Below are 13394 nucleotides of genomic sequence, written 5' to 3'. Positions count from 1 at the left end.
ACCTATTCAGTAACGATAACATCTAAACTTTTCGCCAATTCATCCATCTGTTTCATTTGCGAAAGGAATGGCATTAATTTATCCAAAGGCAATGCACAGGGGCCATCACATTTTGCATTACTAGGATCTGGATGAGACTCTAAAAATAGTCCTGCAATGCCCTGTGACATCCCAGCTAAACCAAGTTGTACAACTTGACTACGTCGACCATCAGCACTATCCGTTCGAGCACCCGGTTTCTGTAATGAGTGTGTGACATCAAAAATAACCGGGTAACCAGTTTCTTTCATAGTACTAAAACCAAGCATATCAACAACTAGGTTATTGTAGCCAAAACAACTACCACGTTCACACAAAATGATCTTATCATTACCGGCTTCATTAAATTTGGTAATAATATGCTGCATTTCATGTGGCGCCAAAAATTGTGCTTTTTTGACATTAATAACCGCATTTGTTTCAGCCATTGCTTGTACCAGGTCGGTTTGACGACTTAAAAATGCAGGTAATTGAATAACATCAACCACTTCAGCAACGGGTTTTGCTTGGTATGGTTCATGTACATCAGTAATAATAGGCACATTAAACGTTTTTTTAATCTCTTCAAAGATACGTATCCCCTCTTCTAAACCAGGGCCTCGAAAACTATGAATAGAAGAACGATTGGCTTTATCAAAGGAAGCTTTAAAAACATAAGGTATATTTAACTTAGATGTCACTTCAACATAGGTTTCAACCATTTTCATCGCCAAGTCGCGGGACTCTAAAACATTCATGCCACCAAATAAGACAAATGGAGTGTCATTGGAGACGTCAATATTGGCAACTTTTACTATTTTTTGTTTCATTGTTTGCTCACTTATCGGTTTAGTGGATCACTTGCATCTGTTGATCGAATTGCATTTTTTTTATCTGCTGTTTTAAAAGCGCAGCAAGCGGATCTTCTGGAAATTGCTCTATAAAATATTGAAAATCAGTACTCGCCAAATTGTAACAATCTAACTGTTGAAACAGAAAGCCTCAATCGCGAACCTCGTAGGCATCATTGGGTTCCATACGTAGTAAAATATCGCTACATAAAAGCGCTAAATTCAACATATCAGCTTGAATATAGGCTGCTTTGTCACATTAATTAAGCGCATTAAAATACTTTTGTTACTATCTGGCTTTAATAAATCTAAGGTTAATCGCGCATGATTGCCCAATTGCCCACGCAGTTTTAGCTCTAACATTTCCCAGGATTGTAACTCTCCGGTAAAGGGGTCAAGATAGAGGAGTTCATCGTCAAGACAAATACGAATTAAAAAACCACTCGGGAAACAAATCCCCTGCACCTCGAAGTCACAATGCGCTAATAAATCTAATAGTATGATCCCTAAACTAATAGGAATACCTTTGCGACGCGATAAAACCTTTGAAATGAGTGCATTTTTCACATCAAAAAATGATTGCCAATCACCAGTAAATGCTTGCTGCTTATAAATTATTTCCAAGAATGCTTGTAACTTATCTTTATCGACAGCCTGATAAGTAGAAAGTTTAGACTTAATTACTATATGTTGCAGCGTTAATTCATCTTGGCATTTTTTTATGGGAACACCCGTCAGTTCAGACTCAACCATCATCGCTGCATCAATTAAAGAACAACTATCAAAATCAAACTGTTCATTAATAACAGCATAGTTATTTTTATTATTAAGCTCAATATTCACTTTCTATCCAACCAATATAATTGCTTGTTTACCAAATGCCAAGCCAGCTATACAGAACAGCCAACCAAATGCCCCTATAAAAGCAAGATATTGCATACCTGCTCGCTTTTTATCATTTAATGCCACAGAAACTAATAATAGGTAAGCCGCAAATGCTACTATTTTTTCAAGTAACCAATAACTAGATTCTGCCAATGGATTAATATGTAAATAACCCATTAAACATAAACCTAACACTAAAATCGCGAGATGTGTATGCAATAGCATTTTCTTGAATATCGGTTTTTGTGAATTTTTATGGCCCGATTTCAACCAGTAAAAATTAAGAATAAATAGCACCACTGCTAGTAATATAAAAGTAAAATGGGTATGTTTTAAAATGTTATACATAACTCTCTCATTATTGTTTTTTGCTAAAAACAGCCACCGTAATACGGTCATTATCACCGTAATCTTTCACGGTACGTATTTGTGAATAAGCTAATTTTGTTAACATAGCGGTAACTGCATTAGCTTGATCATATCCATGCTCTATAAATAAATAGCCGCCATCATTTAGATAATCGGGCGCTTGTTCAGCTATCCTTTGAATATCGGCTAAGCCATGATTATCAGCCACCAATGCGGATAATGGCTCAAAACGCACATCCCCCTTTTGTAGATGTCTATCTTGTGCATCTATATAGGGGGGGTTACTAACAATAACGTCAAATTTTCCAGTGACATTTTTAAACCAATCACTCTTCTGAAATTGCACATTATTGATAGCTAACTGCTGCGCATTTTGTTTCGCCAAATTAACCGCGTCAGCACTAAAGTCAACACCAAAACAACTCGCTTTAGGCAATTCACTCGCCAAGGCTAAAATGATAGCTCCCGTCCCGGTGCCCAAATCTAATATGCGGATTTTTGCCTCTATCGCATATTCCGCTAATACTGATTCAACGAGCACCTCTGTATCAGGGCGAGGGATCAAAGTACTATTATTCACCATCAGTGGCAAAGACCAAAATTCACGAATGCCCGTTAAATGAGCAACGGGTACACCATTAACACGTTGGCTAATTAATGTTTCAAATTGCTCTTTTTGCTCACGCGTTAAATCACGCTCAGGCCATGTTAGTAAATAAACGGTCTCCTTACCAAGAACAAAAGCTAACAGCACCTGTGCATCTAACAAAGGCGTGTCGCTATTCACTAATGTATATTGCGCCCATATCAATGCATCATCGATACGCAATTAAAATGCCCCCTGTGACAATGCAGCCAGTTTATCTGCCTGATCTTCTTTGCAAAATTGGTTGCAATAAGGCATCTAAATCACCCTCTAATATTTCGTTTAAGCGATATAAAGTCAAATTGATACGGTGATCACTAACACGTCCTTGCGGATAATTATAAGTGCGAATACGTTCACTACGGTCACCGCTTGCAACAAGACTGCGACGAATAGTTTGCTCTTCAGCACTGTTTTTTTCATCTTCAGCTTGTTGTAAACGAGCTTGCAACACAGACATTGCCTGCGCTCTATTTTTATGTTGCGACCGTTGATCCTGACACTCTACTACCGTTCCCGTTGGCAAATGGGTAATACGAATAGCAGAATCCGTTTTATTAACGTGCTGACCACCCGCACCCGATGCGCGGAAAGTATCTATTTTTAAATCGGCAGGGTTTATTGAGATAGCTTCAGCTTCTGGAATTTCAGGCATCACCACCACAGTACAGGCAGACGTATGGATACGTCCTTGCGATTCGGTTTCAGGAACACGCTGTACACGATGACCACCAGATTCAAACTTCATGATTCCGTAAGCGCCTTCGCCATCAATTTTAGCAATCAGCTCTTTAAAACCACCTTGCTCACTGACATTGCTATTCATCACCTCAATACGCCAACCTTTCATATCAATGTATTTGCTGTACATACGAAATAGATTACCCGCAAAAATTGCCGCCTCATCCCCCCCGGCGCCGGCTCTAATTTCAATATAACAATTACGATCATCATTGGGATCTTTTGGCAGCAGTAATATTTGCAATTCAGCAGCTAATCGCTCCAGCGCAGATTTAGCTTCTTTAACTTCCTCTTTTGCCATCTCGCGCATATCGGCATCATCATCATTAATCATTAACTCAGCGGCTTCAAGGTCTTCAACGGCCCCTTGATATGCTTTAAAAGAGTTAACAACCACTTCTAACTGGGAATACTCTTTCGTTAATTCACGATATTTGTTTTGATCGTTAATCGTATCGGCGTCACCCAATAAGGCTTGTACCTCCTCATAACGTTCAACCAACCCTTCTAATTTGGTGATTATTGATGCTTTCATATTTTTCTCTTATATTATGTAATTTTATTTGCCAGTCTCTGTAACAGCTAGCTTAGTAACGATAATGCCACTATTCCGGTGCAATTAAACCAAGTGCTACACGTAGTAATTGTAATTCGTCATCATCACCCGACTGGCTAACTTTTGTTAATGCCTGACTCGGATGATGTATCAATTTATTGGTTAGCTTATAGGCCAATTCATTTAATAATTGTGCGGGATCTCCACCATTAAGCAAGGCAAGCTGAGCACGAGCTAATAGTTGATCTCGCAATTGTTCACTGTTACGACGATAGCAGCGAATACTCTCTACAGCCTTTAATGATTCTAGCCAGTGACTAAATTCAACAATACTCGCATCGATTATTTTTTCAGCTTCAATAGCTGCCTCTTGGCGTGCCTGTTTATTTTCCTCAATAATACCGTGTAAATCATCGACACTGTAAAGATAAACGTCGCGTAATTCAGCCACTTCAAACTCGATATCGCGAGGAACGGCTATATCAATAAACAACATAGGTTGATAACGGCGCTTTTTTAACGCACTTTCCACCATACCTTTACCAATAATAGGAAGAGGACTAGCGGTTGAAGAGATAACAATATCCGCTTCAGCTAAGTGGTTCGGTATTTCTCCCAAGGTAATCGCTTTTGCAGCAAACTGTTCAACTAAATTTGTTGCTCGCGATAGTGTACGATTAGCAATGGTAATATTAGGCACATTGTGATCGATTAAATATTTCCCAACTAACTCAATCGTTTCACCAGCCCCGATTAATAAAACCCGACTTTTGGATAAATCACTAAAAATTTGTTGTGCCAATCGTACGGCAGCAAAAGCGACCGAAATAGCATTGGCACCAATTTGCGTTTCTGTTCTGACTCGCTTGGCGACAGTAAAGGTATAATGAAACCACTTATTAATGATTTTTTTCACGGCTCCCATGTGGCTCGCCGTTGCAAAGGCTTGCTTTATTTGCCCAAGAATTTGCGGTTCCCCAAGCACTAATGAGTCGAGTCCACAGGCGACACGAAAAAGATGCTGTACAGCGCGATCATCTTGATAACAATACAAACTTGCAACTAGTTGAGCATGCTCAACTTGATGATAAGAACAGAGCCACTCGGTTACCTGCAGAGCGAGATCGCCATTAAGATAACAATAAATTTCCGTTCTATTACAGGTTGAAATAATAACCGCTTCTTTAATTGAATCTAACGCTAGCAATTGTTGATAAGCATCCACCAACCGTTCAGGTGAAAAAGCAATTTTTTCACGCAATGAGACAGGGGCAGTTTGATGATTAATTCCTAACGCAAATAGAGACATTCAGTAGATTCACAGAGCAAGTAAAAACGACGAATTATAAAACAGGGAATTCTACGGAAATTTATGGCATATTTAAAGAAAACGATGCAACCAAGAGAAATTAAAACAATCTTTACAGATTTATTTCCTTTAACTGTGAACAAACGGAACAGAATTAACAAATATCTCGCTTTATATTTTTACAACGATGCAGACCTTGGGTATTATCGGCTTTCTATTTTATCCACCATTTGAATTAAGTTGTTACTAAATCATGCCTATCAAAAATATTATTACTTGCTTCTTTTTACTCTTTTCACTCACCGGGTGCACCTATGTTTACAATACCTTTGTTTATCAAATCGATGTAACCCAAGGAAATTATATTGATGATGAAAAACTGGCTCAAGTCGAATTGGGAATGACCCAGGAGCAAATTATTTTTTTACTCGGCTCTCCGATGTTAGTCGACCAATTTGATTCATCAAAATGGTATTACATTCGTTATATCAAACCGGGTGGCGAAGATATTCAGCAAGAACAAGTTGTGTTTACCTTTAACAATCGCATTCTTGAACATATAGACAGCAGCGGAAAAATAGCGGATAACCCACTAATTAACAATCCAAAACACAAAAAAGCACCGAATGCTGCGGCAGAAAGCGCCAATGATGATCAAAACTCTATCTCAGATAGTGGTGTGCCAGCTATTTTAGAATAGAAGTAAAAGAACAAAAACAGATACGAATTATCATTTATAATTTGTATCTGTTCCTAACTGCGACAAAGGGTTATTTTTTCCCCATCTTAGCCGCTCGTAATTTACGCATTTCCTTTGGATCAGCAATCAAAGGACGATAAATTTCAATACAATCCCCCTGCTTAACTTGCGTTGACAAACTTTCCAGACGGCTAAAAATGCCAACTTTAGCTTCTCTAAGAGTAATTTCAGGAAAATGCTTATTAATCGCGGATAACTTTATGCACTCTTCGATAGTACTGCCAACGGGCACAGGCAAAGATAATAAAACTTGCTTATTGGGCAAACCATAAACGACTTCAATATCAATCATGTCATTTCGCATGTTATTACCTAACTCCATACACCACCTTCGCTCTAGCAGAAAAAGATTTAACCATAGAAGCCACTAAATCATTAAATACACGACCAAATGCAAATTCAACGACCTTACTACTAAACTCAAATTGCAAATCTAAATTGACCTTACAGGCTTGCTCATCTAAAGGAGTAAAAGTCCACCCCCCGTCAAACACTTAAATGGGCCATCGACAAGATTCATCTCTATCGATTTATTCTCAACCAAGCGATTTTCTGTCGTAAATGACTGACTAATCCCCGCTTTAGAAACTTTCACAGAGGCACGCATCGCCTGCGTATTCGATGATAATATATTCGCAGCGACACAACCCGGTAAAAATTCAGGGTAAGCAACAACATCATTCACTAATTGATACATTTCATCTGCGCTGTACATAACTAACGCGCTACGCGATACTTCTGCCATCCATATTTCCCCGTATTAAAAACAACATATTACACTATCCTACTGGCAAGAAAAATATATCCATAAATGTTTATTATTTTTTCTATTATTAGATAATTGAAATAGCATTTTTGAAAACTAACTTTATAATGTGAGTCTATGAAAAATAAAAAATCAAAAAACACAGACAATACGATTGCACGCAATAAACGTGCAAGTCATGAGTACCATCTTGAAGAACGCTTTGAAGCGGGCATTGAATTACAAGGTTGGGAAGTAAAATCGTTACGAGCAGGTAAAGCGAATATTGCCGATAGCTATATTTTCCTTAAAAATGGGGAAGCATGGCTATTAAATTCAACTATTCCCCCTTTAAATGCAGCCTCTTCACACGTAGTTTGTGAACCTATGCGTTACCGAAAATTATTACTAAAAAGAAGAGAACTAGATAATTTAGTCGGTAAAGTAGAGCGGCAAGGTTACTCCATTATACCTATCTCTTTATACTGGAAAAAAGCATGGGTTAAAATATCCTTTGCCTTAGCCAAAGGTAAACAAGACCATGATAAACGTGCTGACGTTAAAAGCAGAGAATGGCAGCTAGAAAAAGCACGTACAATGAAACACAGTGTTCGATAAACAACCGATTAGCTAATTAAATAAAGATAATACTATCTTGATTGTGTTTGCTTTGTTAAACTAATTTCATTAGACGTTGTCTAATAAAGTACTGGGGATGATTTAGGACTCGACGAGATTCTTGAAACCCTAGGTGCATGCCGAGGTGGCGGCTGGCCTCGTAAAAAGCCGTCAAAGTTATAGTTGCAAACGACGATAACTACGCTCTAGCAGCTTAGGCTAGCTAGCCTTCCACCCACGTTTCTCCTATGGGCAGGGATTCGGAAGGTCATTCACATTTGGATAGCGAGGGAACCTTGTTCGAGGGTGAACCGCGAAATAGTATCGGACTCGCTCTTTGCAATCCTGTCTGTCGGAGTGTCGAGAGTTAACTAAAAGATGGACTAAGCATGTAGTACCGAGGACGTAGGCTTTTCGGACGGGGGTTCGACTCCCCCCATCTCCACCACCTACAGGTCTTTTAAAGACCATTAAAGACCCGCAAAGCCTATTAAAACAAGGTTTTGCGGGTTTTTTTATGCCTGTAAGGTCCATTAGGGTCCCGTGACATCTACGCAAAATAGTAATACTATTAATAATACCAGCACCTAATTCAACTAATTGGTATTACTTATGGCTAGAGTATCCCCACTTACAAACACTGAAGTTAAGCAGGCTAAACCCAAAGATAAAGTCTATCTATTGGCTGATGGTGGCGGTCTTCAATTTAGAGTAAAGCCTAACGGTTCTAAACTTTGGCAATTGCGATACACCAATCCCTATACCAAAAAACCTGCATTAATGGGCTTTGGTGCGTACCCAGCCGTTTCATTAGCTGATGCAAGAAAATTACGAGAATCAGCTAAAGAGTTACTTGCCAAAGGCTTGAATCCTAAAGATGAGCGAGATGAACAAAAACGCCAGGCTGATCTTGCTAATAACAATACGCTTAAACATATTGCTGAGAAATGGTTTGAAGTGAAGAAAACCAAAGTCTCTGCTGACTATGCTATCGATGTATGGCGTTCAATTGACCTTCACCTATTTCCAACACTAGGTAATGTACCGTTACATAAACTAACAGCTCCAAAAGTGATTGATGTGATCCGCCCTATTGCAGCTAAAGGAAGCTTGGAAACTGTTAGACGATTATGTCAGCGTATTAACGAAATCATGGTGTTTGCACTTAATACTGGCCTAGTAAGTGATAATCCATTAATTGGCATCAACAAGGCTTTTGAAGTACCAAAGAAAAAGCATATGCCAACGCTTAAGCCAAATGAACTCCCAGAGCTTATGCAGGCACTTAATCTAGCTAGCATCAAACAAATCACTCGTTGCTTAATTGAATGGCAACTGCACACAATGTGCCGACCAAATGAATCAGCAGGTGCAAGGTGGGAAGAGATTGACATAGATAAAAGACTTTGGACTATTCCTGCAGAACGTATGAAGATGAACAGAGAACATGTTATCCCATTAACTGATCAAGCAATTTCAATATTGGAGTATATCAAGCCAATAAGCGGTCATAGAGAGTTCTTATTCCCTGCAGACCGTAATCCTCGTAAACACGCAAATGAGTCAACAGCAAACGTAGCTTTAGGTCGAATGGGCTTTAAAGGCAGATTGGTCGCTCATGGCATGCGTTCACTCGCGAGTACTGCACTTAATGAGCAAGGTTTTGATGGTGATGTTATTGAGTCTTGTTTATCACATATTCACAAAAATGAAGTAAGAAATGCTTACAACAGAACGGATTACCTGAAAAGACGACAAGAAGTTATGTCATGGTGGAGTGACTTTATTAGTGGAGCATCTAAAGGCTCTGGATTTATTGGAGATCTCAAGGCTACGTAACAGTAATGATAATCGCTCAATACTCTATGTTTTACTGAGTGATTATTAACTAACCTATAATCAGGAAAACTGTATCTTACTTCCAGTCATTAGATACTAAACGACTGATCATTTAGAATTTTATGTTTGAACTCACTAAACAATATAACAAAACGACTATATGGATTTTCCGATATATGTTTAAAAGTAGTTAACGTGCTTAACTGACGTTTATTTTCAGAAAACCTTTCGGCTAACTTACTATCACTCACACCAGAAATTAGCTTTTTAAAAGGATTTGCTGCTATTTTAACGCTATTAAAAATAACATGTGACGAAGTACCTGCAGCTAAATCATTTAAAGGATGATATAAAAGCGTTTTCCCAAACTCATTGAAATTAGATAATTTACTTGAAAAAGCGATATTTTCAGAATGCTCATAATGTTCGGCATACTTATCGCCATTAGGTGATATAAGATAGAAAAAACAACTACTTTCTTTTTTTTCCTCAATAATACAAAAGCTATCTTCGCCGGAATCTAATATTCCCTCTGGAAATCTTCCTGTTGTATAAATAAAGCTAATTAATTCAATTAGGTTCGACTTTCCAGCCCCATTCTCACCGATGAATGCTGTAAATATATCAAGATAGCAAGAGGGTTACTTCCTTTCTCACTCAACTCACCAAAATGTGACTTATCTAATGAAATTACCTTGTCTTTTTTATTTTTTTTAAACTGATAATCTAATGTAAAGTTAATTTCAACATCTTTAATATTTTTATATTTTTCTACCCATAAATACACTAACCGATATTTTGTGCTCATCGCTATTCCTTAACAGCTAAATCCCACCTTAAAACGTACAGAAAAGGCTTTCACGTTGTGAATTAACCTGGGTATGGCCCTCTTACACTAACGTGGCAATACAGCTGGTACTTTTTACAAGTCGGAGAAAATTGGATAGTTATATATTTTATTCTTTTAAATCATAACATTGAAGGCCAATCATACTCGAAATAATAAATAAAATAATATTATGTAGCACAAAAAAATGATAAATATATTCAATAAAAACAAAAGTAAGTGGTGGTATGAAAGGTTTACGTTGTTTTGCAGGCTTATGAGTACATTTTATAAATTCAATGTACTCAGTAGATTCTTTTTGTATTAATCACGTAAAGTAAAAGTAGTTGAATTAATAATGTTCCGCTTTTTCAAGCTTTGAACCACCATCGCCATCAATATTTAATACATCACAAACAACAGCAAAGTATTTTTCTCTAATACCAGGGGTTGTATAACCATTTGAATGAGTATTCATTGACCTCATTATTGGAAACTCATCCCAGCAATCTTTATCAGTTATGAGGTCATTTACGTTCCAGTGGGCATTTAGCTTATTCACTTTGAAGATAAGGCAATATTTCAAGAGCTCTCGAACCTCTTGTAGATTAAAATCATCACGTCGAAAACCATAGCTTCTGTTTTTAGTTGTGATAACAGACGGTTTAATATTCGGTATGAAAGGTTCTTTCTGAGCCTTTAAGTCGTCATATTTGACCTGCAATGATTCAAGTTGTTGCTTAAGTTGTTTAATATTTACTTCGAGAAAATCGCAGAGACTAGCCGCCTTATTTAACTTTTCTGTCGTATTATTAATAACGTTCTGCTCTTTATCCTTAAATTCTTCGCTAAGAATGTCATACAGTATCTCGCCTGATTGCAAACAATCCATAACTTTAACTAAAGCAGATCGGCAATACTCATAGTGGATAAACAAGTCACCATAAAAGAGTTGGTAAAATGTGCCCTTTTCATCACTTGCAGTGCGTTTAATTTTGTACATCTACTACATCCCATCATAAAACGTGCTAACAAACGCTTTTAACTTTTCGGTCAATCTTGGTATTACTTTTTTGCGTTGTAATACACTTGGGGCTTTTTCCATTGTGGCGACTATATCTTCACGAAGTGGTTCTTCGTTGGTGTATATCATCTTGTCTACTAAAGCTTTAAAGCTATCTGAAACCAGTGATTCTTCTTGGCATATCTCATCCACCGCTTTGACTTTGGCTTTTTCCCAGAAGCTATCAAACACGTTCATTACTTCATCTGAGGAGCCAACGTTGTTGAGATTCTCTGCAATAAACTGCTCAATCAGTTCTTTCTTCGAGCGTAGCTCTGGGCTACCACCCAATAACTGCATAATGGTTTTGTATTGGTACTCGTATTCTTTGTCGTTATCTGCGCCTTTTAACTGTGCTAATAACTGTAAAATGTAACGCACGTTTATCTCATCGCGCTGAATTAGCTCAAGCTCAAAATCAACCTCTTCAAGGATGGAAACCTTTTCTTTGCTGTTATCGGTTTTCACCTTGTCATATAGGTCGAGGTATTTACTTTTGTAATCTTCAAAGCCTTGCTCGTCTAACGCCACATCATCAAAATCGAAATCCGCAAAGGTGCTTAATACGTTTTTAAGGCGCATCAATTCACGAAACGCTTTTACAAACTCAAGTTCTTGCTCTTCATCACGCAGGTCATCCACACTCTCAATATCGGGTGCGATGTTTTTCATTTTATCGAGCGCTTCATTAAATAAACCAACAAAGTCTTCATAAGGCGGCATGATCACCGTCTCTTTCGCATCTTTATTTGAAAATAGCGTCAGCGCATCGTCTGTGGCCTTTTTAAGGTTGCGGAAGCTAATGATATTACCCTGCGACTTTTGCTCGTTTAGAATGCGATTGGTACGCGAGAATGCTTGAATGAGTCCATGGTGCTTTAAGTTTTTATCAACATATAGCGTGTTGAGCGGTTTACTGTCAAAACCAGTTAAGAACATATTCACCACCAGCAGAATATCTATTTTACGCTCGCGTACTTTTTTGGAGATATCGTTGTAATAGTTATAAAACGATTCACTGTCTTTGGTGGTGTAACTGGTTTCGAACATGGCGTTATAGTCGCCAATAAACTGCTCTAACTTGTCTCGACTATGGCTGTGTACTGCTGAGTTATAGGCTACTTTCGGCTCCGCTACTTTATCAAGTTCAATCTCTTCACCTTCATCTAAAAAGCCATTCGCGTCTGGATCTTCCTCATTAGCAGCATAAGAGAATATGGTCGCAATACGCAGGTTATGCTCACCCGCTTGTTTTTTCTTTTCAAACAGGTCGTAATATTTAATCAGCGTTCTGTAATGGTCAATAAAAACCGGACACTTTCTTAGCGACTTTATTTTCATATTGAATCGGTGATAAATACCCATTAACCGAGTGTGGGCGTTTACCGTTGTAATAAGCAAGATAATCTAAAATGCTTAGCTCTGCTGCTTTCTTTGTTTTGAATGTTTCATAGTTTAATTGCTCATGCTTTAAACTGCGGAAAAATCGCTCTGTAGGGGCATTGTCCCAGCATTCCCCTTTACCGCTCATGCTCACATCCATTTTCATGCTGCTAAGTAATTTCCTATAATCATCGCTGGTATATTGGCTTCCCCTGTCGGAATGATGCATTAACCCCGATGCTGGTTTTCTCTGCCAATAAGCCATGTTAAGGGCTGAACTGCATAGTTCAGTACGCATATTGTCTGCAATAGACCAACCCACTATACGGCGAGAATATAAGTCCATGACAATCGCCAAATAGATAAACCCTTGATGCGTAGCGATATAAGTAATGTCTGTCGTCCAATAACGATTAGCCTCATCAACAGTGAATTTCCTATTTAATTTATTCGGTTCAATTCGATTATTGTGATTACTATCAGTTGTCGTTTTATATTTCTTGGGATAGCGAGCCACAAGCCCTAATTTACGCATCATTGAGCGGGCTTTGTAACGGCCAATCGTAATGTCTTGCTTTGCCAACTCTGTCACCATGCGCCGACTACCCAAGGTCATTTTGTGACTGTTAAAGGTATTTTGCACCGCACTGTCTATATTAAAACCCAAAGCATCAAAAGGTTTAGTAGGCGCATTTTGCCAAGCATAAAACGCACTTGAACTTACTTGCATGACGCGACACATTACTTTAATTGGCCAGTCTTCTTTATGATGCTGAATAAACTGA

The 13394-nt window shown here is 38.2% G+C and carries 14 protein-coding genes, 1 other RNA gene and 2 pseudogenes; 4 read left to right on the top strand and 13 right to left on the bottom strand.

The genetic code is table 11. The features are described 5' to 3' along the window. Positions 1 to 2: 2 nt before the first annotated feature. The 6 genes and pseudogenes from kdsA to hemA all read right to left on the bottom strand — a co-directional run bounded on the left by kdsA (position 3) and on the right by hemA (position 5375). Positions 3 to 848, bottom strand: coding sequence for a 3-deoxy-8-phosphooctulonate synthase (gene kdsA / locus AB1A03_RS08600; protein WP_354624268.1), 846 nt, complete (start codon positions 846 to 848; stop codon positions 3 to 5). Between the two features lie 243 nt (positions 849 to 1091). Further along, positions 1092 to 1712 carry a transglutaminase family protein gene (locus tag AB1A03_RS08595; RefSeq protein WP_354624267.1) on the bottom strand — a complete coding sequence of 207 codons (621 nt, stop codon included), beginning with the start codon at positions 1710 to 1712 and terminating at the stop codon, positions 1092 to 1094. Between the two features lie 3 nt (positions 1713 to 1715). Next, complete coding sequence (locus tag AB1A03_RS08590) at positions 1716 to 2102, bottom strand: SirB2 family protein (protein ID WP_354624266.1); 387 nt, start codon at positions 2100 to 2102, stop codon at positions 1716 to 1718. Positions 2103 to 2112: 10 nt separating this feature from the next. Next, positions 2113 to 2952, bottom strand: a complete 840-nt coding sequence (prmC, locus tag AB1A03_RS08585; RefSeq protein WP_354624265.1) for a peptide chain release factor N(5)-glutamine methyltransferase — start codon at positions 2950 to 2952, stop codon at positions 2113 to 2115. Further along, positions 2953 to 4045, bottom strand: a pseudogene (gene prfA, locus AB1A03_RS08580) (peptide chain release factor 1). Between the two features lie 70 nt (positions 4046 to 4115). After that, a complete protein-coding gene (hemA, locus tag AB1A03_RS08575; RefSeq protein WP_354624264.1) occupies positions 4116 to 5375 on the bottom strand; it encodes a glutamyl-tRNA reductase in 1260 nt (419 codons plus the stop codon). 253 nt (positions 5376 to 5628) lie between these two features. Here hemA and AB1A03_RS08570 point away from each other — a divergent pair, with 253 nt between their 5' ends. Next, a complete protein-coding gene (locus AB1A03_RS08570; protein ID WP_354624263.1) occupies positions 5629 to 6075 on the top strand; it encodes an outer membrane protein assembly factor BamE in 447 nt (148 codons plus the stop codon). Positions 6076 to 6145: 70 nt separating this feature from the next. On the opposite strand, the gene AB1A03_RS08565 is transcribed toward AB1A03_RS08570, so the two are convergent. Next, entirely contained in the window at positions 6146 to 6457 is a 312-nt protein-coding gene (locus AB1A03_RS08565) for an RnfH family protein (RefSeq protein WP_354624262.1), read from the bottom strand. Then, positions 6444 to 6880, bottom strand: a pseudogene (locus AB1A03_RS08560) (SRPBCC family protein). The gene AB1A03_RS08565 and the pseudogene AB1A03_RS08560 overlap by 14 nt, the downstream one beginning before the upstream one ends. Positions 6881 to 7018: 138 nt before the next feature. On the opposite strand from AB1A03_RS08560, the gene smpB reads away from it, so the two are divergent. From smpB to AB1A03_RS08545, 3 genes are all read left to right on the top strand, one after another. Further along, positions 7019 to 7498: an SsrA-binding protein SmpB gene (gene smpB, locus AB1A03_RS08555; protein ID WP_354624261.1), complete on the top strand. Its 480-nt coding sequence runs from the start codon at positions 7019 to 7021 to the stop codon at positions 7496 to 7498. A gap of 93 nt (positions 7499 to 7591) precedes the next feature. After that, positions 7592 to 7946: a transfer-messenger RNA gene (ssrA, locus tag AB1A03_RS08550) on the top strand. Between the two features lie 164 nt (positions 7947 to 8110). Then, positions 8111 to 9337, top strand: a complete 1227-nt coding sequence (locus AB1A03_RS08545; RefSeq protein WP_354624260.1) for an integrase domain-containing protein — start codon at positions 8111 to 8113, stop codon at positions 9335 to 9337. Between the two features lie 89 nt (positions 9338 to 9426). Here AB1A03_RS08545 and AB1A03_RS08540 read toward each other — a convergent pair whose 3' ends face one another. The 5 genes from AB1A03_RS08540 to AB1A03_RS08520 form a co-directional block, all read right to left on the bottom strand. Further along, positions 9427 to 9903, bottom strand: coding sequence for a hypothetical protein (locus AB1A03_RS08540; protein ID WP_354624431.1), 477 nt, complete (start codon positions 9901 to 9903; stop codon positions 9427 to 9429). 8 nt (positions 9904 to 9911) lie between these two features. Then, positions 9912 to 10145, bottom strand: a complete 234-nt coding sequence (locus AB1A03_RS08535; protein ID WP_354624259.1) for a hypothetical protein — start codon at positions 10143 to 10145, stop codon at positions 9912 to 9914. 370 nt (positions 10146 to 10515) lie between these two features. Continuing rightward, on the bottom strand, positions 10516 to 11166 hold the full coding sequence (locus tag AB1A03_RS08530) for a hypothetical protein (RefSeq protein ID WP_354624258.1): 651 nt from the start codon (positions 11164 to 11166) through the stop codon (positions 10516 to 10518). A 3-nt stretch (positions 11167 to 11169) separates the two neighbouring features. After that, positions 11170 to 12567 (bottom strand): type I restriction endonuclease subunit R, EcoR124 family, encoded by a 1398-nt coding sequence (locus tag AB1A03_RS08525; RefSeq protein ID WP_354624257.1) that lies wholly within the window; start codon positions 12565 to 12567, stop codon positions 11170 to 11172. Further along, a complete protein-coding gene (locus AB1A03_RS08520) occupies positions 12527 to 13387 on the bottom strand; it encodes an IS3 family transposase (RefSeq protein WP_354624429.1) in 861 nt (286 codons plus the stop codon). The genes AB1A03_RS08525 and AB1A03_RS08520 overlap by 41 nt, the downstream gene beginning before the upstream one ends. Positions 13388 to 13394: the final 7 nt, after the last annotated feature.

The sequence above is a fragment of the Psychromonas sp. MME2 genome (assembly GCF_040566515.1).
In the GTDB taxonomy this organism is placed as follows: domain Bacteria; phylum Pseudomonadota; class Gammaproteobacteria; order Enterobacterales; family Psychromonadaceae; genus Psychromonas.
The sequence above is the reverse complement of the archived record's forward strand: the minus strand, read 5'-3'. Positions and strand labels throughout refer to the sequence as shown.